This window comes from Pleurocapsa minor HA4230-MV1 (assembly GCA_019359095.1).
Lineage (GTDB): Bacteria > Cyanobacteriota > Cyanobacteriia > Cyanobacteriales > Xenococcaceae > Waterburya > Waterburya minor.
On the sequence record JAHHHZ010000021.1, the window covers coordinates 300375 to 327162 of the forward strand.

Below are 26788 nucleotides of genomic sequence, written 5' to 3' on the forward strand. Positions count from 1 at the left end.
CTAAACAAATTATGATCGATAACTATCAAGCTAAAATTGACCGCGATCGCTTATTTAGTTTTCTAGCCTACTTTATATCTGTCGCGATTTTGGTTATTTGGTTATCTTTTGCTGTTCATCATCCAGTAGTTGCTCAAAATGAATTGCAAGACGAGTTAGAAGTAGTTGCCGAATTTCCCGCAGCACATCCTCCAGGGAATATTGCCATCACGCCAGAAGGCAGAATCATGATGAGTCAGCATCAATTTTATGGTGCGCCCTTACGAGTAGTGGAATTATTGGCAGATAACAGCCTAGTACCTTTTCCTAATCAAGCCTGGAGTAGCAAACCTGAGCAAAAGGGAATCGGTTTAAATACGGTGTTGGGATTAAGAGCCGATGCCAATGGTGTAGTCTGGATGCTCGATAATAGTGAGGGAGTGGGACAACCAGGTAAAATTGTGGGTTGGGATACAGAAAATGACGAACTTTACCAAGTAATCTATCTGCCACAGCCAATTATTGCTGAAAACTCTTTTTTAAATGATTTAGCTGTCGATCTAGATAATAATGCAATTTATCTTACCGATACTGCTAGCGGAGATAATTCAGCTTTAATCGTTGTCGATCTCAATACTGGATTTTCCCGCAGGGTATTAGAAGGAGATGTTTCCACTCGCCCTGAAGATATACCCCTAATAGTCGATGAACGGGTAATTAATATGGCAGCAAAACCCGCTAAAGTTGGCGCGAACCCAATTACCGTCGATCCCAATAATGAATGGGTTTACTATGCACCCATGAGTGGTAAATCTTTATATCGCATTGCCACAATAGATTTATTAGATCCTGCCCTTTCTCCTGAAGATTTATCTAGTAGAGTGGAACGCTATGGCGACAAGCCAATTTGTGACGGTATCACCGTTGATGGCGCAGGCAATGTTTATATTACCTCCATTACCGATCATGCGCTCGGCGTGGTGGATGCCACAGGCGCATATCAAATTCTGTATCAAGACAAAAAGCTACTCAGTTGGACTAATGGCATGGCGTTTAGCCCAGATGATTATATCTACGTTACCGTTAGCCAATTACAGAACTCGCCACCGCTAAATAATGGCGAAAATGACTTCAAAGCACCTTTTTACCTAGTTAGATTTCCTGCCTTGGCTTCAGGAAAAGTCGGCAGATAAGATTTTTGATTGTACATTTCGCTCAAAAGCTAAAAACTAATAAATGTGAACGAAGTTAATCCATATCAGACATTCAAAGGATCGCAGCGAATCTCAACGATAAAGCCATCAGGATCGTAAATATAAAATCCTCGCCCCGTCAAGCGGGTTACTACATCGATCGCCACAGGAATTTGCAGCTGTTTCAAAATGGCGATCGCTTCATCAAATAGTTGTGGTTCAATATCAAAAGACAAATGATTAGCACGGGTAAATTGCTTTTCTGGATCGCGATCGGGAGGCGACAGATCGGGTTCGGCAAACAAATCCAGAATAATACCGTCAGGAGTTTTAAAGTTACATACTTTTCCTGCTGCCACTAGCTTGACTAAAGTTGGAGGCACTTCATCCCCTGTTAGCTGATGTAAGCCCAAGATATTGCCGTAAAAGTGCTTAGATGCCTCCATGTCCTGAACGTTTAAAGCAATGTGGTGTACCTTGCGTAAAGAACCAACTGCTAGACCTAGAGATGATTGTTGAGAAATCATAATAATCGATCTTTAAGAATTAAGTAGCTTCACTTTAATTATCGAGCAAAAATCAAGAATTAGTTGGTTTTTAGCTTAATCACTATTGTGAGAAATTTTTTAAATTGCGATTGGGCTGCGCGATCGCTGGTTGGAGAAATTGCGTAAATCTGGCTTTGAGAGTCATCTAGACAATATTTAAACCAAAAATTACTTTTACTTAATCTAGAAATATCAAGATTTTATTAAGAAACATAATAATTCTCAATATCCAATATTCCCATAGTGGTTTGTCAACTTTGAATTGATCGATTGAGGTCTCGTTACTTTCAATATCCCTCAAAGCAATTTTGGCAGATTAAGAGTTAGCAGATTAAGAAATTGTGCTGGCAATTGGTATATTTGACGATTTTACGCCTCTTTAACATTTACATATCCCAAATAGTCTTTATTGCTAATTATTAGCTAAAAAATCAACAGATCATGAGCGAAAACAATAGCGTAATTTTTATTCATCCAGACGGTGCAAGTCCTTCACACTATGCAGCAGGACGTTTAGCATCTGAAGGAACAGATGGCAGACTAAACTGGGATGAGATGACTGATGCAGGGGTTTATCTCGGACATTTAGACGACCAAATTGTAGCTACTTCTAATGCTGGTGCAGTAGCTCATGCCTACGGTATTAAACCTGTAGCTGATAGCTATGGTCTAGATGAAGAGGGCAATCCTTATACTTCCCTTTCTGGTCAATCAGGTACGACCATTATGGAAGAGGCGATCGCCGAAGGCAAATCGACAGCCGTGATTAATTCTGGTTTTATTGCCGAACCTGGTACTGGTGTATTTTTAGCTGATGCAGAAAATCGTGATGACGTTGCCGAAATTACGGCGGAAATAGTCGAGTCTGGTACTAACGCGATCTTGGGTGGAGGTGAAATTCATTATTTGCCCAAAGGTACAGTTGGACGTTTTGGTGAAGAAGGTATCCGTGAAGATGGACGCAACCTAATTCAAGAAGCGGAAGATCTAGGGTATACGGTAGTTTATACTCTAGAAGAATTACAAGCTCTTCCTGCCGATACGGAAAAAGTATTAGGGGTTTTTGCAGCCGAAGATACTTACAATGATCTTCCCGAAGAGGCTTTAAAACAAGAAGGCTTGGTCGATGCAGAGGGTAATTTAATTTCCTATGGTCAACCTGGTAATGAAAATCCGCCAACTGTTGCTCAAATGTTAGAAGCAACTCTGGGTTTAGATACTTTCAGCCAGAATGAAAAGGGTATGTTTGTCGTCTTAGAAGAGGAAGGCACAGACAACTTTGGGAATAATAATAATGCTGAGGGGACAACTGAAGCAGTATTAAGAGCAGATGAAGCGATCGGTGTTGCTCAGGACTATATTGATAATGTTAATCCCAATACTTTACTGGTGACTGCTGCTGATAGCGATGGTGGGGGTTTGGAAATCGACGATGTTGAAGGAGAGACAGTAGGTACTACCGAAGTGCAACCTCCTTTTGACACAGAAGTTCCCCTAGATGGTACGACAGGTAACGATACCGCACCTTTTACGACTGGCGCACCAGATGCTGACGGTGACACTTTTGATTACGGTGTTCTTTGGTCTGGTACTCCCGATGTCGCAGGTAGTATTGTCTCTAAAACTTACGGTTTAAATGCCGAGGAACTTCCCAGCACTGTAGACAATACAGGCATTTATAGTTTGATGTATAAAACTCTCTTTGATGTGGAGTTAGAACCCCCTGAAGGAGTGCCTGACGATATTCAACCTGCTCCTGAAGCTACTGAGGATACGGGTAATGTTATCTTTATTCACCCAGATGGTACAAGTCCCTCTCATTATGCTGCTGCGCGATTTGCTTCGGAAGGCACAGATGGCAGATTAAACTGGGACAACATGACCGATGCGGGGGTTTATCTCGGACATTTAGATGATCGAGTTGTGGCGACTTCTAATGCTGGTGCAGTGGCTCACGCTTACGGTATTAAACCCTACGCTGGTAGTTATGGTTTAGACGAAGAGGGTAATCCTTACACTTCCCTTTCAGGTGAATCAGGTACGACGGTAATGGAAGAAGCGATCGCTGCTGGTAAGCCTACCGCAGTAATCAATTCTGGTTTTATTGCCGAACCTGGTACGGGTGCATTTCTCTCGGATGCTGAAAACCGTGACAATGTTGCGGAAATTACTGCCGAAATCGTTGAGTCTGGTGCAGATGTGATCATGGGTGGTGGTGAAATTCACTATCTACCCAAAGGTACAGTCGGACGTTTTGGAGAAGAAGGTATTCGCGAAGATGGACGCAATATTATTGAAGAAGCCGAAGCCAAAGGTTACACCGTTGTTTATTCTCGTGAAGAATTAGAGAATTTACCTGCTGATGCGGAAAAAGTTTTGGGTGTCTTTGCTGCCGAAGATACCTATAACGATACAGATGAAGCAACTTTAAAATCAGAAGGTTTGGTCGATGAAAATGGTGAATTAATTCTCTACGGACAACCAGGAAATGAAAATCCGCCTACCGTTGCCGAAATGCTCGATAAAACTTTAGGTTTGGATAAGTTCGCCAACGCTGAAGATGGCTTCATGGTTGTTATGGAAGAAGAAGGTTCAGATAACTTCCCTAATAATAATAACGGTGCAGGAACAGTTGAATCAACTTTACGGGCTGATGAAGCTATTGGTGTAGCACAAGATTTCGTGAACAATGTTGACCCTAATACTTTAGTTTTGACTGCTGCCGATAGCGATGCTGGTGGTGTAGAAGTAATTGATGTTGATGCGGATAGCGAAACTGTAGGCGACATTAACGTCCAATCAGAAACTGTCTCTTTTGGCGAAGATGCTGATGGTGTTCAAGTTCCCCTGGATGGCACTACAGGTAACGACACTGCACCTTTTACCACTGGCGCACCTGATGCAGACGGCGATAATTTTGATTTTGGTCTAGCTTATGCCACTACTGATGATGTTGCAGGTAGTATTGTTTCTAAAGCTTATGGTTTGAATTCAGACTTGTTAGAAAGTACGGTAGATAACACCGATATGTACAGTATTATGTACCAGACTTTATTTGGGACTGAACCTGAAATGGCAGCTGATGGAGGGGAGCAAACCACTGCTGAAACCTTATTAGGTAATCAAGACATCGATATTATTGAACTAGAAGGCAGCGATCGCCAAATTTCTACTGGTGAAGGTGAAGATCTTGTCAATGCTGCGATCGCTAGTGGGGGCAACAACCTGATCAATCTCGATGCTGGTGATGATCTGGCTATTTTAGGTACAGGAGATATTGTTGTAGGTGCAGAAGGTGTAGATCGTTTCTTTGCCACCAATGGCGGTGATAATACGATTACTGGAGGGGAAGGTGCAGACCAATTTTGGCTTGCTAATGGTCGATTTCCCGAATCAGCTAACATCATTACCGATTTTGAGTCTGGAACTGATGTTCTTGGTATTGCTAGTTTGGAGATTGCGTTCGAGGATTTAAGCATTACCGATAGCAATGGAGATGCCGTAATTACTAATGGCGAAGAAGACTTAGCAATTCTTCAAGGTGTTGATGCTACTAGTTTAAATGCAGATAATTTTGTTTTTGTTTAAATTTTGACAAACTGGATAAAATGCGTTTGTCCTTCAAAAGTTGGGCAAGCGCATACTAAAGTAATGAAAACTTTAGCTAAATATAGTCATTTCAAATAGGAAACATATGAAATAATGAGATTTAATTCAAGTTAATCAACAGTATTAATACCATTTCTCTTTAAAGTCGCACTTAATATTTTGATTGTAAGTCTCGCGCAAAGACGCAAAGACGTTTATCCCGCTTAGTTTGGGGCAAAGACTTTTATCCTGCTTAGTTTGGGGCAAAGGGGTCAAATCTGATTTAATGCATTTTCATAGAGAATTGGTATAACTATAAACTATCGGTTTTGAATTTTGTCTTTAGAAGAATCCGCGATTAATTTATACAGTGAACACGAGCAAAATCATCTACTTTCTAGTCAAGAAGCGGGATGGAATAATCTTGGTCTGATTTATGAATTAGAGCCAGCGGGAGAGATGCCCGAAACGATCGCCTTGACTCATGTTTTAATAGTTGCTCAGGGAGAATTTCAGGCTAGTTTTCACATCGAGGGAAAATGGCATCAAGAACAATATCTAAAAGGTGATGTTGCTCTAATTCCTGCTGGTAGCCTATTCCCCAGAGTGAAAACAGATCGGGATGTACCTTTAATCGATCTATTTTTGCCCCCTGATACACTGCTAAATGCTATGGGAGCAAGTGCTGCTAAAGTTGAGTTGAGATCGCAGCTAAAAGTCCAAGATCCTCTGATTCAACAAATAGCCTTAGCTTTAAAAACCGAATTAGCTAAAGCTGGCGAAGATAGTCGGCTTTATGCAGATTCTATGGCTACGGCATTGGGAGCGCATTTACTATGGCGTTACGGAGTCAAAAATTCTATTGTCAAGGAGTATCGAGGTGGACTAACAAATTACCAGTTAAAAATAGTCACTGAATATATTCAAGAACATTTAGACCATAATCTGAACCTAGACTTACTGGCAAGTTTAATTAATATTAGTCCTCATTATTTTGCTAGCCTGTTTAAGCAATCCACTGGTACTTCACCTCATAAATATATTACCAATTGCCGTTTAGCAAAAGCCAAAATTTTATTGCGCCAAAACAACTTAGCGATCGCTTTTATTTGCCAGGAAGTTGGATTCAAAAATCAAAGTCATTTTACTAGAGTCTTTCGCCAGCATTATCAAATCACACCCAAAGCATATCAGAATTTATTTTAAACAGGATACAAAATTAATCGGAAGAATAGAACAATTTTTGGAAGTATAGGTAAGACAGCGGACTAACAAATATTTAAACTAAGCATTAGTTCTAAATTAATCATAGTCATGCAAATAACTTACCTAATCTTAGCCATAGTCGGTTTTGCTCTGCCTTATTCACAATTTATTCCTTTTCTTGTCGATCATGGTTTAAATTTATCGTTATTTTGGTCACAATTATTTGTTAATCAAGCCTCTAGTGCTTTCGCTGTAGATTTATTTACTTCTTCCTTCGTGTTTTGGATTTTTGTATTTAAAGAAGGCACAAAACGGCAAATGAAATTCCTCTGGGTTTATATTGTGGTGAATTTAATCATCGGCTTGTCTTGTGCATTACCTTTATTTTTAGCAATGCGCTTAAGTCATCTGAAAACAGAATTATCAGGTGAAGCTATATGAGCAGAGTATTACCATTCCAGAAATGGCAAATTGTTCAATCATCGACTCTAATTATTGCCACGATATTTGCTGCAATTTTGTTGGCGAAAGGCATGAGCGAAGATAGTTTTCGGCTCTTAATTAGATTTACGGCTCGTTCATCCTGCATTTTATTTTTATTAGCTTTTACTGCCTCAGCAATACAGAAACTTAAGCCAAGTCAAGCCTCTAGCTGGTTATTACAAAATCGTCGCTATTTAGGCTTATCTATGGCAATATCTCACGGATTTCATGCAATTGCGATCGCAGGTGTCGCCATCTTAACCTCAGAAAACATGGTGCGAGATAATTTTACTGCTAATTTGGGCTATGTATTTATTCTGTTGATGACCATTACTTCTTTCAAACGTCCTGCTACTATTCTAGGCAGACATAACTGGAAAATTTTGCATACGCTGGGAATGTACTATCTTTGGCTATCTTTTACCGTTGCTTTTGTCAAAAGATTAGGCGAGTCCTGGCTGTTTTATGCACCGTGGGTAGCTATCTTGATCTTTGCCTTGATTCTACGTTTGCTGGTGCAACGCCAAAAAATTGTAGTTTGAATCGGGCGATACACTTTTGCAAAAACAGTTTGTAGTTAGAGCGATCAAGGTTAAAGTAGTGCGATCTAGATCATTGTCTAAAGTTAGTAAAACTCATGCCCCTCTATACTTGAGATTGCCAAGAACCAGGGATACCAGGTAGAAGAACTCTAAAAACTGAAGGGAATGGGAAATGCTGCTAAAGTTGAATTGCGATCAAAACTGAACCCTGGGGCGAAGGATTATTCTAGGTTCTAGCTTAAAATAATATTGTAATTCAGCTTGTTTAGTGGATGATAGAGCCAGTTCCATCGCCATAATCTAAGATTTTGCCAATGGAAAGAACACAATAACGATCATTTCAACTATGAACTACCGAAACTACATCACGATCGAACCAAATAAACGCGGTGGTAAGCCTTGTGTACGCGGCTTGCGAATTACGGTTTATGAAGTGCTGGAGTATCTGGCTTCCGAGATGACTGAAGCAGAAATTCTCGACGATTTTCCCGATCTGACGCGAGAAGATTTAAAAGCCTGTATAGCTTATGCTGCTGATCGTGAGCGTCGGTTTATGATCGCTCCATTATCCACATGAAATTACTTTTCGATGAAAACTTGTCGCCCAATTTGCCAAACCGTTTGAGTGATCTTTTTCCAAATTCGCTTCACGTTCGAGATGTTGGTATGAAAGCAACCATCGACCCAATAGTTTGGGATTATGCAAAAGATAATAATTTGATGATTGTCTCGAAAGATGCGGACATGCACGACCTAAGCTTAGTATTTGGGAATCCACCGAAAGTTATTTGGCTTCGCCTGGGTAACTGTTCGACGTTACAAGTTGAGAATCTGTTGCGTCGGGATTTTGGCGCAATCAAATTATTTTATGAAGATGATAATTTATCCCTGCTTGCTTTATCATAATGCACCGATGGCTTTAGAATCTTTTTCCAGGGTTTTTACAAATGGAGAAAATATAATTACAGAAATAATAATTAAAAAGCAGTAAAATTAGCTACGTCTAATTGTTAGGCGATCGCAGTTGAAATTATTAGTTGAATAATGCCTAAGCTAAGTCTGGGTGCGCGTTTATTTGTCTCACACTTATTAGTCATGATGGTGGGATTGGGCAGTTTTATCATCATTGCTAAAGTATCGTCCCCCAGGATGTTTGTTTTCCGTCTGGAACAGTTGGAAAAGCGAGGTATTTTTACTGTTCGCTCGGCTCGAACCTATTTGGTGGAAGGATTCCAAAATGCCTGGAATCGGAGTGCAATCTTATCGGTAATTGTCGGTTCAGGTGCAGCAGGTGCAGTCAGCTATGTCTCTTCTAAACGCATTACCCAACCTGTAACGCAAATGAGACGCATTACCCAAAAGTTTGCCGCAGGAGACTTGGATGAAAGAGTCCCTGGTAGCGATATTTCTGAACTCAATCAACTGAGTGTCAGCTTCAACTCCATGGCGAGTAGTATTGGTAATGTGGAGCAAAGACGAAGAGAGTTAATTAGCGATCTTACTCACGAACTCCGCACTCCCTTAACTGTCATGCGGGGATATTTAGAAGAACTGGCTGATGGCAGAATTGAGGGTAGTCCTGAACTGTATCTGCGTTTGATTAAAGAAACTAGACGTTTAGAGCGCTTGATCCACGATCTCCAGGAGCTTTCTAAAGCAGAAGCGGGTTATTTATCGATTAACCCTCAACCATTGAATTTATATCCTTTACTGGCTTCCCTCGTAGAACGATTTGCCGATCAGCTATTAGAAGATGGCCCCACCTTAGAACTAAAATATCCTAAAGATCTTCCTCCTGTTTTAGCCGATCGCGATCGCACTGAACAAATTCTCGTCAATTTATTAGGTAATGCAATCCGCTACACCGAAACAGGCTCGATTACCGTCGAAGCTAAAAAAATCAATCGTCAGATCTGGATCTCCGTCACGGACACAGGAATTGGCATTGCCGAAGAGGACTTACCCTTTCTCTTTGAGCGTTTTTGGCGTGCCGATCCTTCTCGCTCTAGTCATTCAGGTGGAACGGGTATTGGTCTGGCGATCGCCCGCCGTTTAGTAGAATTACAGGGTGGTAAAATTGAGGTGACAAGCGAATTAGGTGTAGGTAGCACTTTCCGTTTCTATCTACCAATTGCCTAGTAGGGGCATTTCGCCCTAAAGGACTAGCTGCGCGTCGCGAATCGCCCCTATTCGCGTCATAATAGTAATATTTGCAATTCTTTACAATCATTAATTTATTATGACAACCTCCGAAAATCAATACGAAGTTCAAAAAACCGAGCAAGAGTGGAAAGAAACCCTCACTCCAGAAGCGTTTAAAGTGCTACGTAAGCACGGTACAGAAAGAGCAGGTACAAGTCCTCTAGACAAAGTTTATGACGATGGTACTTACCTTTGTGCGGCCTGTGGGCAACCTTTATTTACCTCCGATACAAAATTCAATAGTGGTACAGGATGGCCGAGTTTTTATCAGCCTTTAGAACAGGCGATCGCTACTACTGTTGACCGCACTCTCTTTATGACCAGAACAGAAGTACATTGTAGTCGCTGCGGTGGTCATTTAGGTCATGTCTTTAGTGATGGGCCTAAACCCACAGGACAACGCTACTGTATGAATGGAGTCTCCCTCAAGTTTGTGCCTGAAAAATAGAAAATTCTAACTATCATTTCATCATGTAGTAATTTAAGCTAGATTGGCTAAAGAAAATTCAGGGTATATTTTTGAACGCCATTAATCTTAATCTCTTAAAGCTATTAGGGATCATGCTGGGTTGGCAAATTGTCTTACTTAGCGTTGCCAACTCAGTTAATGCTCAAACTACAGATCTAAAAGACAGACAAAACACACAAGACATACCAGATCGCGTACTTAAAGAAAGTCCCACTTTACAACGCTGGCTCAAGGAAGTACCCGACTTATGGGAGGATATTCGCCACGATCCTAGTTTTCGTACTCGCTTACGCTTAGGTTTCACGACTTTTCCTAGCACGGATAACACAGGAGGAATAAATCTAGGCGTTGAAGATATATTTATTAAACGTACGGGTTTAACCGTTAGTGCCAATTACCAGTCTGCCTTTAATGGCGATCGCAATTCTTACGGCGCAGACTTACATTATTTTGTCTTACCTCTGGGCAATTATTTTAATCTCGCTCCGATAGTCGGTTATCGCTATGTTCAAAGTAATGACTTTAATACCGATGGACTGCACCTTGGTTTAAGACTAATGCTCGCTTTTTCTCGTACTGGTGCAGGGGATATTTCCCTGTCTCAAAGCTATATTTCCCCTGGTGGTAGTGAAGAAGTCGGTATAACTTCTCTCTCGGTTGGCTATGCTGTTACTTCTAAGTTGCGCCTATCAACAGATTTAGAATGGCAAAACTCCATCGAGGATCATGATAGTCGTGCAGGAATTAATTTAGAGTTAATGTTTTAAAGATTTGCCCAACTGTAGAGAAAATCTAGCCAATATAATAACGAAGTGCGACGCGAAGGACGCGAAGCTTATCCTTTAGGACTCGCTGACGCGAAGCTAACCCTTTAGGGAATCCTTTAGGATAAAGACATCCCCACCGACTAGCAATCAAGAGGGAATGCTTTTTCAAAACTCAAATTAATCATAGCAATGGAAAACCCCACAATTCAAACAGACTTAGCGCAAATACTCAGCAGGCTCGAAGGTAAGATAGATAAACTGGACGAGAAGATAGACAGCAAAATAAATAAGTTAGACGAAAAGATAGACAGCAAGATAAATAAGCTAGACGAAAAGATAGACAGCAAGATAAATAAGTTAGACGAAAAGATAGATAATTTAGCTTTAGGTCAAGCCGAAATCAAAGGCAATATTAAAGCGCTAGATGAAAGATTATCAGGAGAAATCAAGACTTTAGATACCAAGACCGAACAGTTAAATATTAGAATAGGCAATGTAGAATTCGCTAGTCGCGGTATTTTGATTGGTATTGCCATAGTGGTACTTGGCGGTTTTGGAATGTTCTTTTGGATGTCCAGCAAGCTTTGATGATTACGCTTCACAATTAAAATTGTTTGCGTTCATAGTTCATAGTGTGGGAAGTGACATCTCCATACCAGCGAGTAGCCAACTCACAAAGCTGATATAAAGGCTCAGATAATTCTTTGCCTCGCTCAGTTAATTCGTAGCTTACTTTTGGCGGAATTGTTGCTTCATAGTGGCGATGGATAATTCCAATCTTCTCTAACATTCTTAATCTCTCGGTTAAAACTTTAGTAGAAATTCCTTCAACTTGACGCTTTAATTCTCCAAAGCGAAGTGTACCGTTAGTGTCTAAAATCCATAGAATATACATTGTCCAACGCCCTGAAATCTGATCGAGCAGCTTTTCTAAAGGAACATATTCAAGCTCTGTCATACTTTTGATGCTTTATTTTTAGTTCCTAGCTTACTAAAAAGTAGCTACTTTACTTTCGTAACTAAAAGAATTTAAGGTTTAGCTAAATTTAATTGAAATATTTGGAGCAGTGAGCATGAGAAATCAAGTCTGGTATGTGGCATTGTTAATCGGCTTGATGTGTCTAATTCGGTTTGCTTTGAGTGCCTTTGGCTATGCAGCACCTCATCTATTTATGGCAGAAACAGGACTATCTTTAGCTTCTAATCTGCAAATGCCTTATGCTATTCGTGCCTGGGCAATTAGAGATATGGTACTGGCTATATTAGTGGTGTTGACAGACAAAACCCAAGTCAAAATGCTGTTATTTGCTTGTGTGGCGATCGATTTTACCGACATTATTTCTGCTTATTTGAGTGTCAGAAACGGATTATTCAATAACGCAGATGTAGGATTAATCCAGCTTACCTCAACAGCGATCGCTGCATTGATTTTAGAACTAGTCGCGATCGCCTTCATATCCCAAGACAAAACATCTTAAAAGTGTTCATTAGCAAATAATTGCTATAATGTACAAAATAGTCAAAATGTTCAAGTAATGAATGTCTATTCCTTGACCCAAATTCGTAATCAACATGGAGAGGTGTTCGATAAAGCTCAAGTCGAACCAATATTAGTTACTAAACAAAAACGACCAAGCCACGTCATTTTATCCGCCCAAGCATACCAAAAACTAATCGATCGCCTCGAAGAACTAGAAGATCGACAGCTTGGAGAAACCGCAGACAAAGCGAGTAGCCAGTCAGAATTAGTTGGTAGCGAAGCTTTTACCGCAGCTTTAGAAAAGCTTTCCCATGCCTAAACTAGACGGATTAATATCAAGTCCGCTTAAGTGCTTCTAATAAAATCTTTGCGACGCGAAGCTAGTCCTTTAGGGCCCCAACAGCGCGATTATTCAAGGCGAAATGAATTCGCCGAATCTCGCGCTCAAACTAAGCGGGATAAACGCCTTTGCGTCTTTGCCCCAAACTAAGCGGGGTAAACGTCTTGGCGCGAGTTTTAAGATGAAATTTATCAGAAACTTGAAAGATTATTAGGCTAAATAGTGAGGATATTATATAAATTGCTTAACTCTTCTTTCAAAGATAGAGGCTGGTATCCCAAGGCAAAGGCTTTACTACTATCTAAAGAAGTATCGGGCGATCGCGGTGCCACCATAACTACATCTGCCTGTTTACCTGGCTTGATTAAATCTTGCGGTAGCTGCAAAATATCTGCTAGCAATAAACCAAAATCATAGCGAGAAATACGCTCTTTTCCCCCTAAATGTAAAATCCCTTGGACTTGTTTAGTGACTGCTAATAATAATCCTTGAGATGCTGCTGTGGCGCTGGCAGGAGTCCTAAATTCGTCGGTAAATAAGTTAATTTCTTTGCCTGCTTGAAGATTACTTACCATTTCTTGAAGAAAGCCAAGAGACATTGGCGATGGCATACCAAACATCAACGGCATCCGACAGATTGCGATCGCAGGATAGATTTCAGTTATTTTTTGTTCGGCGATCGCTTTTTGTTCACCGTAGTAGTTAATTGGACAAACAGGATCGCTTTCTGTATAGAAGGAATTTTTACCATCAAAGACTAAATCAGTTGAGGTAAAGGCGCAGGGAAGATTACGTTCACTACAAAGGCGAGCAATATTAATCGTCGCAGTAACGTTGATCGCAAAAGATTCATTTGGGTTAGTTTGGCAAAAATTGGGTTTAGAAGCAGCAGCCGTATGAATTACCGCATCAGGATTGATTTCTTTAAATAAGCGATCTAAAGCCGCAAAATCTTTTAAATCCGTCTGAGATAAAGTCACTCCAGGTATTTTCACTTCGTGGCTAAAATAAGTGCCGTATACTTCCCAGTTAGCTTGAGCCTGTTGACACAAATTCCCGCCTAAAAAACCACTTGCACCCGTAACTAGTAATTTCTGCTTCATTTTTCCCAAATCTTATCTCTATAGCTAATTCTAAAGTCTACTAGCTGAAGCTGAATATAGCTGCTGGAGTTCACTAGGCAATATTTCAGTCACAGGAATTACTTTCGTGGTGGCGGGAGTTAGAGACAAGTCTTGATATTGGACAAAAGCGAGGTTTTCTAATTGAATTGCAATAGATATAAATTGAGCTGCTAATAAATTACGGATCTCCAAGGCGATCGCATCTATCTCTGGTAAAGTTAAATTAGCCTTAATCGTTCCTAGTCTTAGATAAAAGTCATTATCTATATCGCTAGGAATTGCATGATATTTATGCAGTAAATTAAATCGCTGCAACTCACGGCGTAGATTATCTATTGCTAAAGTAACAGCTCGATCTTGCCATGACCAGCCAATTAATACAGGTATATACTCATTGTCTGCTGATTGAAGTTGAAAAGAACGATGATATAAATGTCGATCGCGACTTAAGAAATTGTAGTTTATATTGCGATCGTATCCAGCAAAACGAATCGTTATAGGCAAATCAACTTGATGCTGAAGATAATTAATTAAACCAGCAAAATCAATATATTTGGTTTCCTGCCTCTTTTCCTCAAACCACTGATTAACTACTCCTAGATTCGTTTTCCACCCTTCACAACCAATAATTGTGCCGTGAACTTGAGTTAACTGATAGGGAACAAATATATCGTGAAGCAACTGATGATTTGCTAGATATGTCTGCAATTTTTGAATCAAGCTAGCTAATACGACAGGTTTATCACCATAGAAGGCTACTAAACTAACATTTTGCATTATTTATCTTAATTACTAGTATACTTTTCTCTATTCAATCAAGGCGATCGCCTCTCCAACAATAATACGGAATATTTTATAATTTCACTCTAACGTTTGAAATTGAAGAAGTAAGCAGAAGACAAGAAAATGGATAAAGCCAAATATCAAATGATTATTCAGTGGAGTGATGAGGATAATTGCTTTTTGGTAGCATTACCCGATTTTCCTGGTAGTTATTGGCGTACTCATGGCGATACTTATGATGAGGCATTTGCTAATGGAAAAGAAGCTCTCGAATCCCTCATTACAGCCTACGAAAGCACTGGAGAATCTTTACCAATCCCCAAAGTAGCTTATTCGGCATAATTAAATGAATTTCGTATTGCTGCTTAAACCACTCAAGTTAATCTCGATCGTGTTCGGGATGTTCTTTTTTATATTCGTAATATTCGGGTACAGTGGCAACTACTACTGCAAATAATTTACTCATTTAAGATATCTCCTGAAATTTGATTCTTTTATGACTACTATAAGTTAATCAATTCCGTACTGTTTGATTAGTTTTAATTTAGTATTTCCCTATATTTTATATATTTATTGAAGGCGATCGCCTTTAGATCGCTCTTCAAAAATCACCTGAGGATACAAAATTAACAAGAAGATATAAATTGCTTAATTTGGTGATTATATTGTTCTCCTTGATTACTTTAATTATATTTCTAGCCAATAAAGGTTTATTAATTCGTCAAGATCTCATGATCTTATTTGGATTTAGTGGTGTATTGTCTCAATTGATAAGTAAATATTGTTAATATTGTCGCGATCGCTGAATACAATTACTTTTAATTCCCCAAAAGGGAAAAGAATTATTTGTGTGCTTAGTGTCGCTTATTAGAATTACTAAACATGAAACTACTTTCTATCCCAGGCTAAAGCAGGATTACTAACTATGCCGTTTAGGTTTGGTTCGGGAAGTTGGCAAAATCTGTTCGAGGTAGTAAAGGCAAATGCTACTGCTAAAAAACCAGGGCAAACGCATACGTTTGTTTACATTGAATTAGAGAGAGAATTAAGTTCGTGATGGCGATCGCACCACTGAAAAACTACAATTTGAACCAAATCAACTGGTTACGGCTGAGTTGCGGGAAAGTAGTGTGAAGTTGAAGTTGAATTATTGCGGGTTGAGGGATGCGATAAGCCATAAGGCATGTCTTCGCTACGCACTTTTGGGAGAGCAGTATGCTGTTGGTACGATAGAAGTGAAGATTATAAAACTTTGAAGCTTTACACCAATATCATAGAATAGATGCTTTTTAATCATGAAAATACAACGCACAATTTATTGGAACAAACTAGCAGAGATCAAAGAACTAAAGGAGTTTTTTGCAGAAGATTATCAAGGATTTAAAAAGCTCATAGAAGAACAAATTGAAGAGTTTGAAAAATTTTCTGATGAAGCTCTAGATAAATTTGCCAAACTGAGGGTATTAGAAGTAACCAACGGTTGCACTCAGTGGGCATTTCGTCGCAGCGATCGAGAATGTTTATCGGTAGAAAAGACCCGTGAATGTATGAATATAGTCATGGGTTTTATGAAACGGACAGAATTATATTTTCCCAGTGAAGGCAAAATTGAATTTGATGACGAACAAAAAGCATTTATTCAAGCAGTGCGATCGCTCTACAAACATGCATTTAAAGACAATATTAAAGAGTCAGAACGCAAATTCTATGCAATATCTACAGCTCAGTTTATTGTCTTTGGCCATGAGCGGACACAACGAGCCATGACATTAGTCAAGCAAGATTATGAAAAACTTTTTTCACTTTATTATATTGAACGTGGACAAAAATATATTGCTCGCTATTTAAAAGGATTTGAATAGTCTTTAGAGTGAAACCCAACATCAATAAATCTATTGCTGGTTGCAGTCAATTAAGTTCGTGATGGCGATCGCTGTTAATCAAATAAATTATCTCAACTAAGCGGAAACTTTTAACTCGATTAATCCCCTGCCTAATTTCTCAATAAACTCCGATTTGTTAGAACAACCATAACGTTCTGCTAACTTGCCAATACCTTCCCATCCTTCTGATGTGACAGAAATATTTTTCCTTTCCTTTTTACTTTCGTATTGTTTAGGTCTTCCGTCAGTTTTAATTAAGTTGGCTAATGAGTTTGGGTGTTTTCCCTGAGAATACTCTGTCGCTTTGCTCATTTGGCTGTTAGCACGTCAATAAGTCTAATAATCTCTATTTTATACACACAAATTATTTAAAAAAAGTTTTTTATTTTCCTTTTATTGTGTATGATAATGAAATAGCTCATGGCGATCGCTCCTTATGAATTCTTGGAGGAATTAGTGCGATCGCGCTGATCATAGGATGGACAAAAAACATTAAGAGCAAGAAGATGTTGTAAAAGAAGCTTGTTGCCCACCAGAATTAACTTGAAAAATTTGCACTATTAACTTGCTTTAATAGTGTCCTTGTCTAAACCCTCTACTCCATAAAATGGACAGTAGAACTAGATGCTGGCGGTTACGAAGCCGTTAACCTAGAACGCATATCCCTAATCGAATTCCAGTCATCAAGTGCGATCAAGACAAATCTAGAAATCCCCTTTGGCGATGAACCTCAAGCAACTACCGACCAACTAGAAAAAGAAATCATCGCCCTCAAAACAGAAGTCCATAAGCTTAGACAAGAAAACGAAATCATCAAAAAAGACTTAGAACAAGCCAAACAAATCATCCGTAGGGCAAAAGATATCTCTCCGATAATGCGCCTTAGTCTCCAACGAGTCATGAGATTAGCCCATCAAGCTTGCATGGATATCAAACGCACTGTCGGAGGCTGGATCTTAAAAATGGGCAACAAAGCTCGTAAATTTCGTCGTCTGGCAGATATTTGGGATATTTTATCTCAAGATGAATGGTATTTAAGTGATATTTTCCCTAAAGATAAATTAATTGCTCTAGACCTAATTCAAGCACCCCGTCCGATTAAAAAACCGACTCCTGCCGAGAAGAAGACTTTTCCCCTAATACGTCCTGAAGAAGTATTGAGGAGACAAAGAATGGGCTTACCGAAATGTAGTTAAAATCAACAAAAACAACAAATATTGTTATAAGACTTTATATTTGACTATTAATATCAGTGGTCATTTTTAAATAGTAGCGTTAATCTATTCTTTGCCATGTCTGTGATTAAGCAGTTAAACAAATTTAGAATCTTGCTATGGATAACAAAAAATATAATTTACCTAAAAGGCTAGTTACAGGAGGGACGAAGAGATCCCAGGAAGCTGTAGTACCCAATTTTACTGGAGGAGATGGTCAAATTGGGAGTAATATGAATATTCGCTGGACTCCTAGCAGGCTTGTGATAGCTGCAACATTATTAGGAGTTCCTTTTTTGCTCACGACAGTAATCGCATTTAAGTCAGGGAAGATTTTAATTGGAGCAATTTTAGTAGGTATAGCGGTTTTTGTTGGGTTGATGTATCTAGCTTTACGTTATATAGAAGCAAATGAATTTTAATTGATTTTCAATAGTAATTGACTAATTGACTAGGCGTTGCATAGTTACGGGATAGTTTTTAGTTAGATAAAAATTTGCTCCGTTTCTGAGTCTTCAAGTTTCTTAATTAGTTTTTACTATTGCAGGATTATACAACACCGTAATTTGCTGGTTGCTGCGCCTGAGCGATAATTATTCTATGGCGAGGAGTAGTAATCGAAATACGAGGAGTAGTAAAACCTGCGCCAATAAATATTTGCTTCATATCCAACGTAAAATATTGATCCAAATAGGGTTCAGTACTTTTAAGTAGAGTCAATATATAAGGGGGCATTTTCTGGAAGATTGAGGATTGAGGATTCATATCCATAATGGATAAATAACCTCCTGGACGTAGTAGACGATGAGCTTCCGTAATAATTGCCTGTGCTGCGACAGTGGGAAGCTCATGAAACATCAAGGAAGCCGAAACTAAATCAAAATTTTGAGTAGCTAGACCTGTAGATTCAGCAGCAGCATGAATCCATTTAATTGAATATTGTTGCTGTTTTGCTCGATGTTGAGCTACGGAAAGAAAGTACGGAGAAAGATCGATCCCTGTAATTTGTGCTTGGGGATAAATTTCCTGTAGAGCAATACTGCTCATTCCTACACCACAACCAAGATCGAGAATCGTATTAGGGGTAATTGTTAGATGCTGCTGCAATGCCTGATGATAACTTTGTCTCAGTCTAGTGTCGCCGTTAACACCGACTTCTGGCCAAATCTTAGCATGGACAGATCGAGCCGCCGATTCTACTTCCCAAGCCGCTTTCCAGCTTAAATTACCATCTGGATAAGCGTGAAAAGAAGTGGTGTAATAGTCTGGATATTTGAGGTTTGGATTCTGGATTTGAGTAAAATCTTCAGACCAATTGCGATCGCTTAACTGTTGGACATTTTCTCGCCAGGGTACACCAATTGCTTCTGCACGCTCGATCATCATCTGACGCGCGCGGGATTTGGCAAAGTCAGCTAAAGGCTTAATTGATAAGATGCCTTGCACTAAACGGGAGGTTAGATTTATTTTAGGCTGAGGAGCAACAGTCATCGCAAGATGTTTGAAGGTTCAATTATTATCTTAAATTTAAATTGCTCTTATTGTAGAATGCTTATTCTCCAAGATAAAGAAAAATGCCACTTTGGCGATCGCTTTAGCCCAAATTTACAGCTTGATATGAGTTTAGATTCCAGTTTTATAAAGTTAAGATGAAGTTGGTCTTTGTTTGAGCAAGATTACATGAACATACTAATTGTTAAAGAAAGTTGTGGAATAATAAATTTAAGACTAGATATTCATTATTATTTACCAATTTAAAAGGTGCGTCCTTAGACAACGCGCTTTTTTTTTGCCCAAATTTTCTCTCAATTAGTTTGACATCCAAACTTAAAGCTAATTGACAGTAATAATCTCTGGTGTAGACTAATGACTACCATAATCACCCTGAGATCCCTTTGAAGAATCGTAGCTATTGGCAACTCCTTCCTTTTGTTCGTCCTCAAAGCCTGACTATATTTTGGGCTTTTATTTGTACTGTAATCTTCACTACTTTTTGGCCAATTAAAGCCTGGCTAGCAGGAGAAGTAAGTCAATATATTGGCAAAGGCGATCCCAGTAGTATTGCACGCATCGCTGGATTAGCAGCAATAGTTTTTTTGTTACAGGGGGTGGCTCAATATGGACAGGATGCTCTAATGGCGAAAGCTTCACTCAAGGCGACTTTAAGTTTACGCACATCTGTCTATAGTCATTTACAGAAGTTAAGCCTGAATTATTTTGAAGTGGTTAAAACAGGGGATTTAACCTATCGTTTAACTGAAGATATCGATCGCATTGGGGAAGTAATTAATCAGTTTTTTCACGATTTTATTCCCTGCATCTTACAGTTATTGGTAGTGTTAGGCTATATGTTATGGCTGAATTGGCAGTTAACGATCGCAACTTTGATTTTAGCCCCTTTGATGGGGATAATTATCGGCACATTTGGAGAGAAACTGTTAAAGTATTCGCGCCGTAGTCAAAATCGGATTTCTAATCTGTCGGCTTTATTAACTGAAGTATTGAGCGGTATTCGTTTAGTCCAGGCTTTTGCCGCCGAAGAATATGAATTAGAGCGTTTTAGTCGAGAAGCACAAGCCAATTGCCAAGCTAAATATCAGGCGGAGAAGGTCAAGGCATTTCAGTTTGTGGTGGTAGGCTTTTTACTGGTAATGACTGTCTTGTTTATCTTTTTCTTAGGTGGATGGCAGATATCTTTAGGAAATTTAACTGGAAAGGATTTTGTCAGCTACATTACAGGAGTGGCACTATTAATTGACCCAATTACTCATACGACGAGTAACTATAATAGCTTTAAGGAAGGACAGGCATCTGTAGATAAAATCTTTGAGTTACTAGCAATTCAACCCGCAGTAGTTGAAACAGAACAGGCGATCGCTTTGGAGTCAGTAACAGGTAAAGTTGAATACGCTGAGGTTAGCTTTAGCTATAAGCCTGATGTTGCTGTAATTAATAATTTAAGCTTGTTGGCGCATCCTGGAGAAACCATTGCCTTAGTCGGTTCATCGGGTGCAGGTAAGTCTACTTTAGTTAATTTATTACCCCGCTTTTATAATGTTGATCGAGGAAAAATCTTAATTGATGGCATCAATATTCAAGACGTTACTCTCAAAAGCCTGAGACAACAAATAGGCATTGTGCCACAAGAAACTACTTTATTCTCTGGTACAATTGCCCAAAATATTGCCTTTGGTAAAACTGATTTAGAACTAAAAGATATTGAAGCTGCTGCCAAAATTGCTAACGCCCATCAATTTATTAACGAACTATCTCAAGGTTACTTTACCTACGTGGGAGAAAGAGGGGTTAACCTTTCGGGTGGACAAAGACAAAGAATTGCGATCGCTCGGGCAATTTTACTAAATCCGCGAATTTTAATTTTAGACGAAGCTACCTCTGCCTTGGACTCGGAATCTGAAGCATTAGTACAGGAAGCCTTAGAAAGAATTATGCGCGATCGCACAGTATTTGTCATTGCTCATCGATTAGCTACTGTCCGAAGGGCAGATCGTATTCTAGTATTAGAAAAAGGGCAAATAATTGAGTCTGGTAATCATCAACAATTACTAGATAAAAATGGAGCATATGCTAAATTTCATGCTCGACAATTTCAAGAAGTTTAGTATCTAATCTCAGTTAGGGTAAAGACAATTGATCGGTTAAGGTAGCTATTAGCTATTAGCTTTTAGCTTTTAGCTTTTTAATTACGTTTAATCAGTCGTCTGGATTGCGATCAGCATTAATATAGCCCTAGATAACAACGTTAAGACATCTTTGAAATACTATTTCCTCTTTCCTATTTCTTACTTCCTATTTCCTACTTACGAGCAAATTACTATTAATGTCCTAATCCAACTTTGTACGGCCATAGCTTACAGCTACCTTAGTTACTCCCTGACGTAGTTGCTTTTGTCTTTTTAACCACGAATACTTAATCCCTGGCCCAATGATCGGCGCCAAGGTTTTAGCCCCCCAGCGAACAAAAGCGCTATTGTGCAGTAGTTCTGCCTGGCCCATTTCCTGTGCCTGTAGTTGTTGAATACGGATAATTTCTGGTTCTCTTTCCTGTTGAATCAAGGGTAATACCGCGTCAATCTGATCTAAATTAGCTGCTGAACTACTTAAGATCGGAACTAAGTGATTAGCAGCGACGATCGCATCGCGAAATGCCATATTAATTCCCTGTGCGCGGATTGGTGACATGGGATGGACTGCATCCCCCAGTAAAATTAGTCCAGGGATTGACCAGCGATCGCATCTACCGACGACTACAGATAACAGTAGGGGTTGAGTTAAGCTAGCTTGATGTTTCAGGATATGTTCTGCTAACCAGGGAGGAGAAGTGGCGGCTAGTTTATTGACCCAATCAACGGTTTTCCAGTCGTAATTATCGTCTGCATGAAGTCCCCAGCCGATGTGTAATTGACCAGATGAGGCTCTAAATAGACCAAAAGCGTCTTTACCCTGAATAATGGAATAAAAGATGTTGCTTGATTGAGCTAAAGTTCCCGAATCAAGTTTGAACCACAGAATATTAATACTGCTTTGCAGCTTAGTTAAATCAATTCCTGCTTTTTTGCGAATTAGCGAATTACGTCCATCAGCAGCAATCACTAGATCGGCTTGAATTTCTCTTCCCGAACCTAATTTAATGCCACAAATACGCTTGTTGACTGATAAAAGATCCTGGACAGCTTCTCCTTGCATAAATTCAAATTGAGGATAAGTTTCCGCCTGCTGAATAATTGCTGCTAATAAATGAGGTTGTGAAACTACTGTGGTGCAATATTTTCCTGTTGCTTCTATTGGCTCATTCACTTTAAATAAACTACGGTGAGATAACAAAAATTCCCAAGCATCGATAGTTTGATGGGGAATATCTGATAATAGTTTGAGCAAGTCCATTTCTGCCAAGGCATCTAAGCCACTGGGCATCAAACCTTCTCCCCGAAATTGGCGTTTAAAATCGCTAGACGCTTCAATTAGTTTTACTTTAATCCCTTTTTTGACTAGCATTAGCGCTAGTACTGCACCTGTAGGGCCAGCGCCAACAATTATTACCTGCATAGTTTTATTTATAACTGTAATTAAATTTTTACCTAATAAGAGTAATTAAGAAAAATTGGGCATAATAAACAATCAAAAAAATTATTAGCTATTTAATATCCCTTAGAACTAAAAAAATCAACCAAAAATATTTTTTTATTCAATCTCGATCTGAACTTTATCTTATCTTTATTGACTTCCAAATCAACTATTAATTTTAATAATTTTGCTCTTATCATTTTTTTGAATGTAAGCTAAAATTCGCCCAATGGCTTAACCAAAAACATGGAGATTGATCGATGGCGGCTCTGAGAAAACCCGATTTTTCGTCTGATTACTATTATCCTCAAGCTCAACCCAACGAAGTTGTTAATCAACCGAACATAGTTCAGCGATCGCCAGTTCAACCAGCAAAACTGGTTAAATCGAAGACTTTTCCTAAGTCCCAAGCCTTGCCAAAGAACCTGAAAACCCTCTGTTTAATCCAAAAAAGTTCTTTTTGCTTGGCGATCGCCACCATGACTGCCAGTATCAGTCTCTATGTTTCGACGGTGAAAATTCCTCAGCAATGGAGTCAGGAATATCAACATTTAGAAGATTTACAGCAACAGGAACGTCAATTAGTAGCAGTCAACGAAACGATTAAATATCAAATTGCCCAAGAAGCAGGAAAAAACAAGAGTTTGAGCATATCTAAGCCAGAATCGGCGATTTTTATTAATCCTGCTCAAGTTAAACCCAGAAACCCAGCCGATCTTCAGCAAACCCAGTCAAAAATAGCAGAGCTAAAATATAACAGTTTGGGATATTAAGCCAAAAATATTGGAGATTTTTAGAGTTATTCGTTAATATCAATTTCTGCTTCTTTTTATTTACCGATCATTCTCACAATTAAAGTCAAAATAGCTTTGATTTATACAGTTATCCTAAAGGATATACTTCGCTATCTTTGCATAAAATTACCGAGTTAATCAATCTAAGTAAATTATTTAGCTAGTAGAGAAATACCGATGACTAATCTTAAATATTAGACAGCTTAGAAGCTCAACTATGTCCAAATCTAAGTTTAAATTCCCTCTCAAGCCAAATAGAAATAATTCCCTTAAGCTAGCTAAACGACAACAGCTACAGCGTCGTAACAGCGATCGAGATCGAGCAATGCCAACCACTAACTCGGCGATCGCCAGATTGTTGCTCGTCTGGAGTATCTTAGTGATTGGGGCGTTTGCTTTAGGCGCTAAATTGTACTATCTTCAGGTCATCGATCCCGTGATTAAGTATGAACAAGCACCCGACGGGAAAAAATTAAGCCAGATCGCGATCGATCAGCAGACAACTAAGCTAAATTTTTATATTCCTCGTCGTCAAATTGTCGATCGCCAGCAAAACGTCTTAGCCACCGATCGTATCACCTATACACTTTACGTTCATCCTCATCTATTTAGACGCAACTCAGAACCAGTACCCGCAACAGAAATTGCCGAACAACTCTCAGCAATATTGGGTGATAAAACGTCAGCAGAACTATTAGCCATCTTTGCCAAACAAGATTGGGGAATCCTGTTGTCTGAGGATCTGCCAGAATCTGTCAAGGAGAAAATTACCACGATGCAAATTGATGGTTTGGATCTCAAGCAAAACTATACTCGCTTCTATCCTCACAAAAAGATGGCTGCTGAAGTGACGGGATATGTTAATCGCGACAGTTCTCGTAGTCCCCAAGCAGGGGTGGAATACACTCAAAACAAGCTTTTAGAACGCAAGCCAATAAGCTGGAAAATGAAGCGCAGCTTTGAAAACTCTAAACCTATATTTTATCCAGGGGATTTAGAGCGATCGCAACAACTCTTTAACTTCGACGATCTGCGACTACAGCTAACTATTGACCTAAGATTACAGCAGATTGCCCGCAATGCCCTTAAGGTACAGATGGATAAATATAAGGCCAAGCGGGGTACGGTAATCGTTATGGATGTCCGTGATGGTGCGATCGCTGCTTTGGTATCAGAACCCACGTACGATCCGAATACTTACAATAAATACGGGATTGAACTATTTAAGAACTGGGCAATTACCGATCTTTATGAACCTGGTTCAACCTTTAAACCAATTAATCTTGCCTTGGCCTTGGATGCAGGAGTCATCGATCCTGACGACACCTTTAATGACACGGGAGAAATTAAAATTAAGGATGCGGTGGTGCGTAATCATGATTTTGACCAAGAAGGCGCTAGGGGAGAATTATCTCTAGCTGAAATTCTTAAATATTCCAGCAATGTCGGCATGATCAAGGCGATGCGACGGATGAAACCTTTAGAATACTATCGAGATCTGCAAAAATTGGGGATTGAGGATCAGGTAGATTTTGATATTCCTGGCTACACTCCAGGCAGCTTAAAAGACGAGGTAGAATTTACTGTCAGAGAAATTGAACCCGCCACTACCGCTTTTGGTCAAGGTTTGTCCTTAACTCCCCTCAAGTTAATTCAACTTCATGCAGCCTTAGCTAATCAAGGAAAATTAATTACTCCTCACGTAGTTAGAGGTTTATCAGACTACAAAGGCTATTTACACTATGTTCAACCAGCAAACAGTAAGCAAATCTTTTCGCCCAAAACTGCCAAGACGGTTTTAGAAATGATGGAAGAGGTGGTTGAGGATGGCAGTGGCTATGCTGCCAAAGTTCCAGGCTATCGTATTGCGGGTAAAACTGGTACTTCTCAAAAGGCAGTGGATCGGGGAGGATATGATGAAAAAGCCAAAATTACTAGCTTTGTCAGTATATTTCCCGTAGAAGCACCTCGATATGCAGTTTTAGCGGTAGTGGATGAACCCCATGGAAAATATACCTTTGGTTCTACTGTTGCTGCACCGATAGTTGGTTCGGTGATTCAAGGTATTATTAACATGGAAGGCATCCCACCTAGTAAGACTAGTCAGAATGTAGATCGCCAGGCAAAAGTAGATCGCTAATCATGTTTCATATCTCCTACTACCAGCACCATGAAATAACGAGAAGTTACATTCTTGAGCATGATGTCAAGCGACTGTTAGCATTAGTTTTAACTTGTTGTTGAGCTGTGACAAATGCAGATTCTGGAAACTTCTCGACTAACGTTGCGGTATATTACTTCCCGTGATGCCGAAGCTTTAATGCCGATCTTAGGTGACGCAGAAGTAATGCAATTTTCAATCATTGGCGTACATAGTAAAAAGCAAATTAAACAGTTTATTGAGCAAAGATTAATATCTTATATGGAATATGGTTTTGGTTTATATGGCGTAGTACATAAACAAAATCAAGAATTAATCGGCTACTGTGGTTTTTTTATTCAATCTATTGAGCAGCAAAAAGAAGTTGAAGTCGGTTATCGTTTAGCCCGAAAATATTGGGGACAGGGACTGGCAACTGAAGCAGCTCAGGCGGTTGTGGAGTATGGACAGCAGAGATTTAACTTTCAGCGTTTTGTCTGTTTGATCGAAATAGAAAATAGTCGTTCGATTCGTGTCGCTAACAAACTGGGTATGACACTAGAAAAAAAGATCATTTATCATGGTTTGGATGTGGCAATGTATAGTTTGAATTGTCAGTAATACTGCTTGGCAAATTGATTCTAGTAGTTCATCAAGTTTGAATTGAAGGATAAAGTCTTTGATAGTTTCTGTTGATACCTGTTGAACACACTCAAGTTCGACCATTTTCCTGTACCTGCTGAAGTTTCGCTACAAGCGATCGCAATTAAATAAGCTTTTTTTTCTCCATTAATTATTTTGAGACGGCGATTTTGATTTACTTTTTTTCATCTTTCATCCTATTTAGCTTCCACCCGTGAAGCCCCGCGTTGTACCGATAGGTCAACGTCGGGATGAGAGGGTGGGCAGGGTTTAAATTGGTGTATTTTGATTCTCAATATATTTCTTCAGCACAGATATTGTAACTC

At 39.3% G+C, this 26788-nt stretch carries 28 protein-coding genes; 21 read left to right on the forward strand and 7 right to left on the reverse strand.

Going from position 1 to position 26788, the window contains the following annotated elements; all coding sequences use genetic code 11:
- The first annotated feature begins 11 nt into the window (after positions 1-11).
- Entirely contained in the window at positions 12-1172 is a 1161-nt protein-coding gene (locus KME09_13630) for a hypothetical protein (protein ID MBW4534971.1), read from the forward strand.
- 65 nt (positions 1173-1237) lie between these two features.
- Here KME09_13630 and KME09_13635 read toward each other — a convergent pair whose 3' ends face one another.
- Positions 1238-1699 carry a VOC family protein gene (locus KME09_13635; protein MBW4534972.1) on the reverse strand — a complete coding sequence of 154 codons (462 nt, stop codon included), beginning with the start codon at positions 1697-1699 and terminating at the stop codon, positions 1238-1240.
- Between the two features lie 462 nt (positions 1700-2161).
- Between KME09_13635 and KME09_13640 the strand changes: the two genes are divergently transcribed.
- The 10 genes from KME09_13640 (at position 2162) to KME09_13685 (ending at position 11565) form a co-directional block, all read left to right on the forward strand.
- Positions 2162-5308: an alkaline phosphatase gene (locus tag KME09_13640; protein ID MBW4534973.1), complete on the forward strand. Its 3147-nt coding sequence runs from the start codon at positions 2162-2164 to the stop codon at positions 5306-5308.
- A gap of 336 nt (positions 5309-5644) precedes the next feature.
- Complete coding sequence (locus KME09_13645) at positions 5645-6514, forward strand: helix-turn-helix transcriptional regulator (GenBank protein MBW4534974.1); 870 nt, start codon at positions 5645-5647, stop codon at positions 6512-6514.
- Between the two features lie 108 nt (positions 6515-6622).
- Positions 6623-6955, forward strand: a complete 333-nt coding sequence (locus KME09_13650) for a DUF2834 domain-containing protein (GenBank protein MBW4534975.1) — start codon at positions 6623-6625, stop codon at positions 6953-6955.
- Positions 6952-7539, forward strand: coding sequence for a hypothetical protein (locus KME09_13655; protein MBW4534976.1), 588 nt, complete (start codon positions 6952-6954; stop codon positions 7537-7539). The genes KME09_13650 and KME09_13655 overlap by 4 nt, the downstream gene beginning before the upstream one ends.
- Positions 7540-7885: 346 nt before the next feature.
- Positions 7886-8116, forward strand: a complete 231-nt coding sequence (locus KME09_13660) for a DUF433 domain-containing protein (protein ID MBW4534977.1) — start codon at positions 7886-7888, stop codon at positions 8114-8116.
- A complete protein-coding gene (locus KME09_13665; GenBank protein MBW4534978.1) occupies positions 8113-8445 on the forward strand; it encodes a DUF5615 family PIN-like protein in 333 nt (110 codons plus the stop codon). The genes KME09_13660 and KME09_13665 overlap by 4 nt, the downstream gene beginning before the upstream one ends.
- A gap of 138 nt (positions 8446-8583) precedes the next feature.
- Positions 8584-9678 (forward strand): HAMP domain-containing histidine kinase, encoded by a 1095-nt coding sequence (locus tag KME09_13670; GenBank protein ID MBW4534979.1) that lies wholly within the window; start codon positions 8584-8586, stop codon positions 9676-9678.
- A gap of 100 nt (positions 9679-9778) precedes the next feature.
- On the forward strand, positions 9779-10189 hold the full coding sequence (msrB, locus tag KME09_13675) for a peptide-methionine (R)-S-oxide reductase MsrB (GenBank protein ID MBW4534980.1): 411 nt from the start codon (positions 9779-9781) through the stop codon (positions 10187-10189).
- A 113-nt stretch (positions 10190-10302) separates the two neighbouring features.
- The gene (locus tag KME09_13680) at positions 10303-10977 is read left to right on the forward strand and encodes a hypothetical protein (protein MBW4534981.1); all 675 of its coding nucleotides are present in this window, start codon (positions 10303-10305) and stop codon (positions 10975-10977) included.
- A gap of 189 nt (positions 10978-11166) precedes the next feature.
- A complete protein-coding gene (locus KME09_13685; GenBank protein MBW4534982.1) occupies positions 11167-11565 on the forward strand; it encodes a DUF4164 domain-containing protein in 399 nt (132 codons plus the stop codon).
- Between the two features lie 16 nt (positions 11566-11581).
- Here the strand turns inward: KME09_13685 and KME09_13690 are convergent, their stop codons facing one another.
- Entirely contained in the window at positions 11582-11935 is a 354-nt protein-coding gene (locus tag KME09_13690; protein MBW4534983.1) for a helix-turn-helix transcriptional regulator, read from the reverse strand.
- Positions 11936-12050: 115 nt separating this feature from the next.
- Here KME09_13690 and KME09_13695 point away from each other — a divergent pair, with 115 nt between their 5' ends.
- Together KME09_13695 and KME09_13700 are read left to right on the forward strand one after the other, a co-directional pair.
- Positions 12051-12455, forward strand: a complete 405-nt coding sequence (locus tag KME09_13695) for a hypothetical protein (protein ID MBW4534984.1) — start codon at positions 12051-12053, stop codon at positions 12453-12455.
- A gap of 57 nt (positions 12456-12512) precedes the next feature.
- Positions 12513-12776 (forward strand): type II toxin-antitoxin system Phd/YefM family antitoxin, encoded by a 264-nt coding sequence (locus KME09_13700; GenBank protein MBW4534985.1) that lies wholly within the window; start codon positions 12513-12515, stop codon positions 12774-12776.
- 236 nt (positions 12777-13012) lie between these two features.
- Here KME09_13700 and KME09_13705 read toward each other — a convergent pair whose 3' ends face one another.
- Together KME09_13705 and KME09_13710 are read right to left on the reverse strand one after the other, a co-directional pair.
- Positions 13013-13900, reverse strand: a complete 888-nt coding sequence (locus tag KME09_13705) for an NAD(P)-dependent oxidoreductase (GenBank protein ID MBW4534986.1) — start codon at positions 13898-13900, stop codon at positions 13013-13015.
- Between the two features lie 30 nt (positions 13901-13930).
- Positions 13931-14698 (reverse strand): hypothetical protein, encoded by a 768-nt coding sequence (locus KME09_13710; GenBank protein MBW4534987.1) that lies wholly within the window; start codon positions 14696-14698, stop codon positions 13931-13933.
- Between the two features lie 129 nt (positions 14699-14827).
- On the opposite strand from KME09_13710, the gene KME09_13715 reads away from it, so the two are divergent.
- Positions 14828-15046, forward strand: a complete 219-nt coding sequence (locus tag KME09_13715) for a type II toxin-antitoxin system HicB family antitoxin (GenBank protein ID MBW4534988.1) — start codon at positions 14828-14830, stop codon at positions 15044-15046.
- Positions 15047-15999: 953 nt separating this feature from the next.
- Complete coding sequence (locus tag KME09_13720; GenBank protein ID MBW4534989.1) at positions 16000-16566, forward strand: hypothetical protein; 567 nt, start codon at positions 16000-16002, stop codon at positions 16564-16566.
- Positions 16567-16662: 96 nt separating this feature from the next.
- On the opposite strand, the gene KME09_13725 is transcribed toward KME09_13720, so the two are convergent.
- Positions 16663-16899: a hypothetical protein gene (locus KME09_13725; GenBank protein ID MBW4534990.1), complete on the reverse strand. Its 237-nt coding sequence runs from the start codon at positions 16897-16899 to the stop codon at positions 16663-16665.
- Positions 16900-17462: 563 nt separating this feature from the next.
- Between KME09_13725 and KME09_13730 the strand changes: the two genes are divergently transcribed.
- Both KME09_13730 and KME09_13735 read left to right on the forward strand, forming a co-directional pair.
- On the forward strand, positions 17463-17783 hold the full coding sequence (locus tag KME09_13730; GenBank protein MBW4534991.1) for a hypothetical protein: 321 nt from the start codon (positions 17463-17465) through the stop codon (positions 17781-17783).
- Positions 17784-17920: 137 nt separating this feature from the next.
- A complete protein-coding gene (locus tag KME09_13735) occupies positions 17921-18223 on the forward strand; it encodes a hypothetical protein (GenBank protein MBW4534992.1) in 303 nt (100 codons plus the stop codon).
- 127 nt (positions 18224-18350) lie between these two features.
- Here KME09_13735 and KME09_13740 read toward each other — a convergent pair whose 3' ends face one another.
- Positions 18351-19292 carry a methyltransferase domain-containing protein gene (locus KME09_13740; protein ID MBW4534993.1) on the reverse strand — a complete coding sequence of 314 codons (942 nt, stop codon included), beginning with the start codon at positions 19290-19292 and terminating at the stop codon, positions 18351-18353.
- Between the two features lie 404 nt (positions 19293-19696).
- Between KME09_13740 and KME09_13745 the strand changes: the two genes are divergently transcribed.
- The gene (locus tag KME09_13745) at positions 19697-21424 is read left to right on the forward strand and encodes an ABC transporter ATP-binding protein/permease (protein ID MBW4534994.1); all 1728 of its coding nucleotides are present in this window, start codon (positions 19697-19699) and stop codon (positions 21422-21424) included.
- Between the two features lie 223 nt (positions 21425-21647).
- Here the strand turns inward: KME09_13745 and KME09_13750 are convergent, their stop codons facing one another.
- Positions 21648-22868, reverse strand: coding sequence for an FAD-dependent monooxygenase (locus tag KME09_13750; protein ID MBW4534995.1), 1221 nt, complete (start codon positions 22866-22868; stop codon positions 21648-21650).
- 278 nt (positions 22869-23146) lie between these two features.
- On the opposite strand from KME09_13750, the gene KME09_13755 reads away from it, so the two are divergent.
- From KME09_13755 to KME09_13765, 3 genes are all read left to right on the forward strand, one after another.
- Complete coding sequence (locus KME09_13755; GenBank protein ID MBW4534996.1) at positions 23147-23659, forward strand: hypothetical protein; 513 nt, start codon at positions 23147-23149, stop codon at positions 23657-23659.
- 238 nt (positions 23660-23897) lie between these two features.
- Positions 23898-25820, forward strand: a complete 1923-nt coding sequence (locus KME09_13760) for a penicillin-binding protein 2 (protein ID MBW4534997.1) — start codon at positions 23898-23900, stop codon at positions 25818-25820.
- Between the two features lie 114 nt (positions 25821-25934).
- A complete protein-coding gene (locus KME09_13765; GenBank protein MBW4534998.1) occupies positions 25935-26441 on the forward strand; it encodes a GNAT family N-acetyltransferase in 507 nt (168 codons plus the stop codon).
- Positions 26442-26788 lie beyond the last annotated feature (347 nt).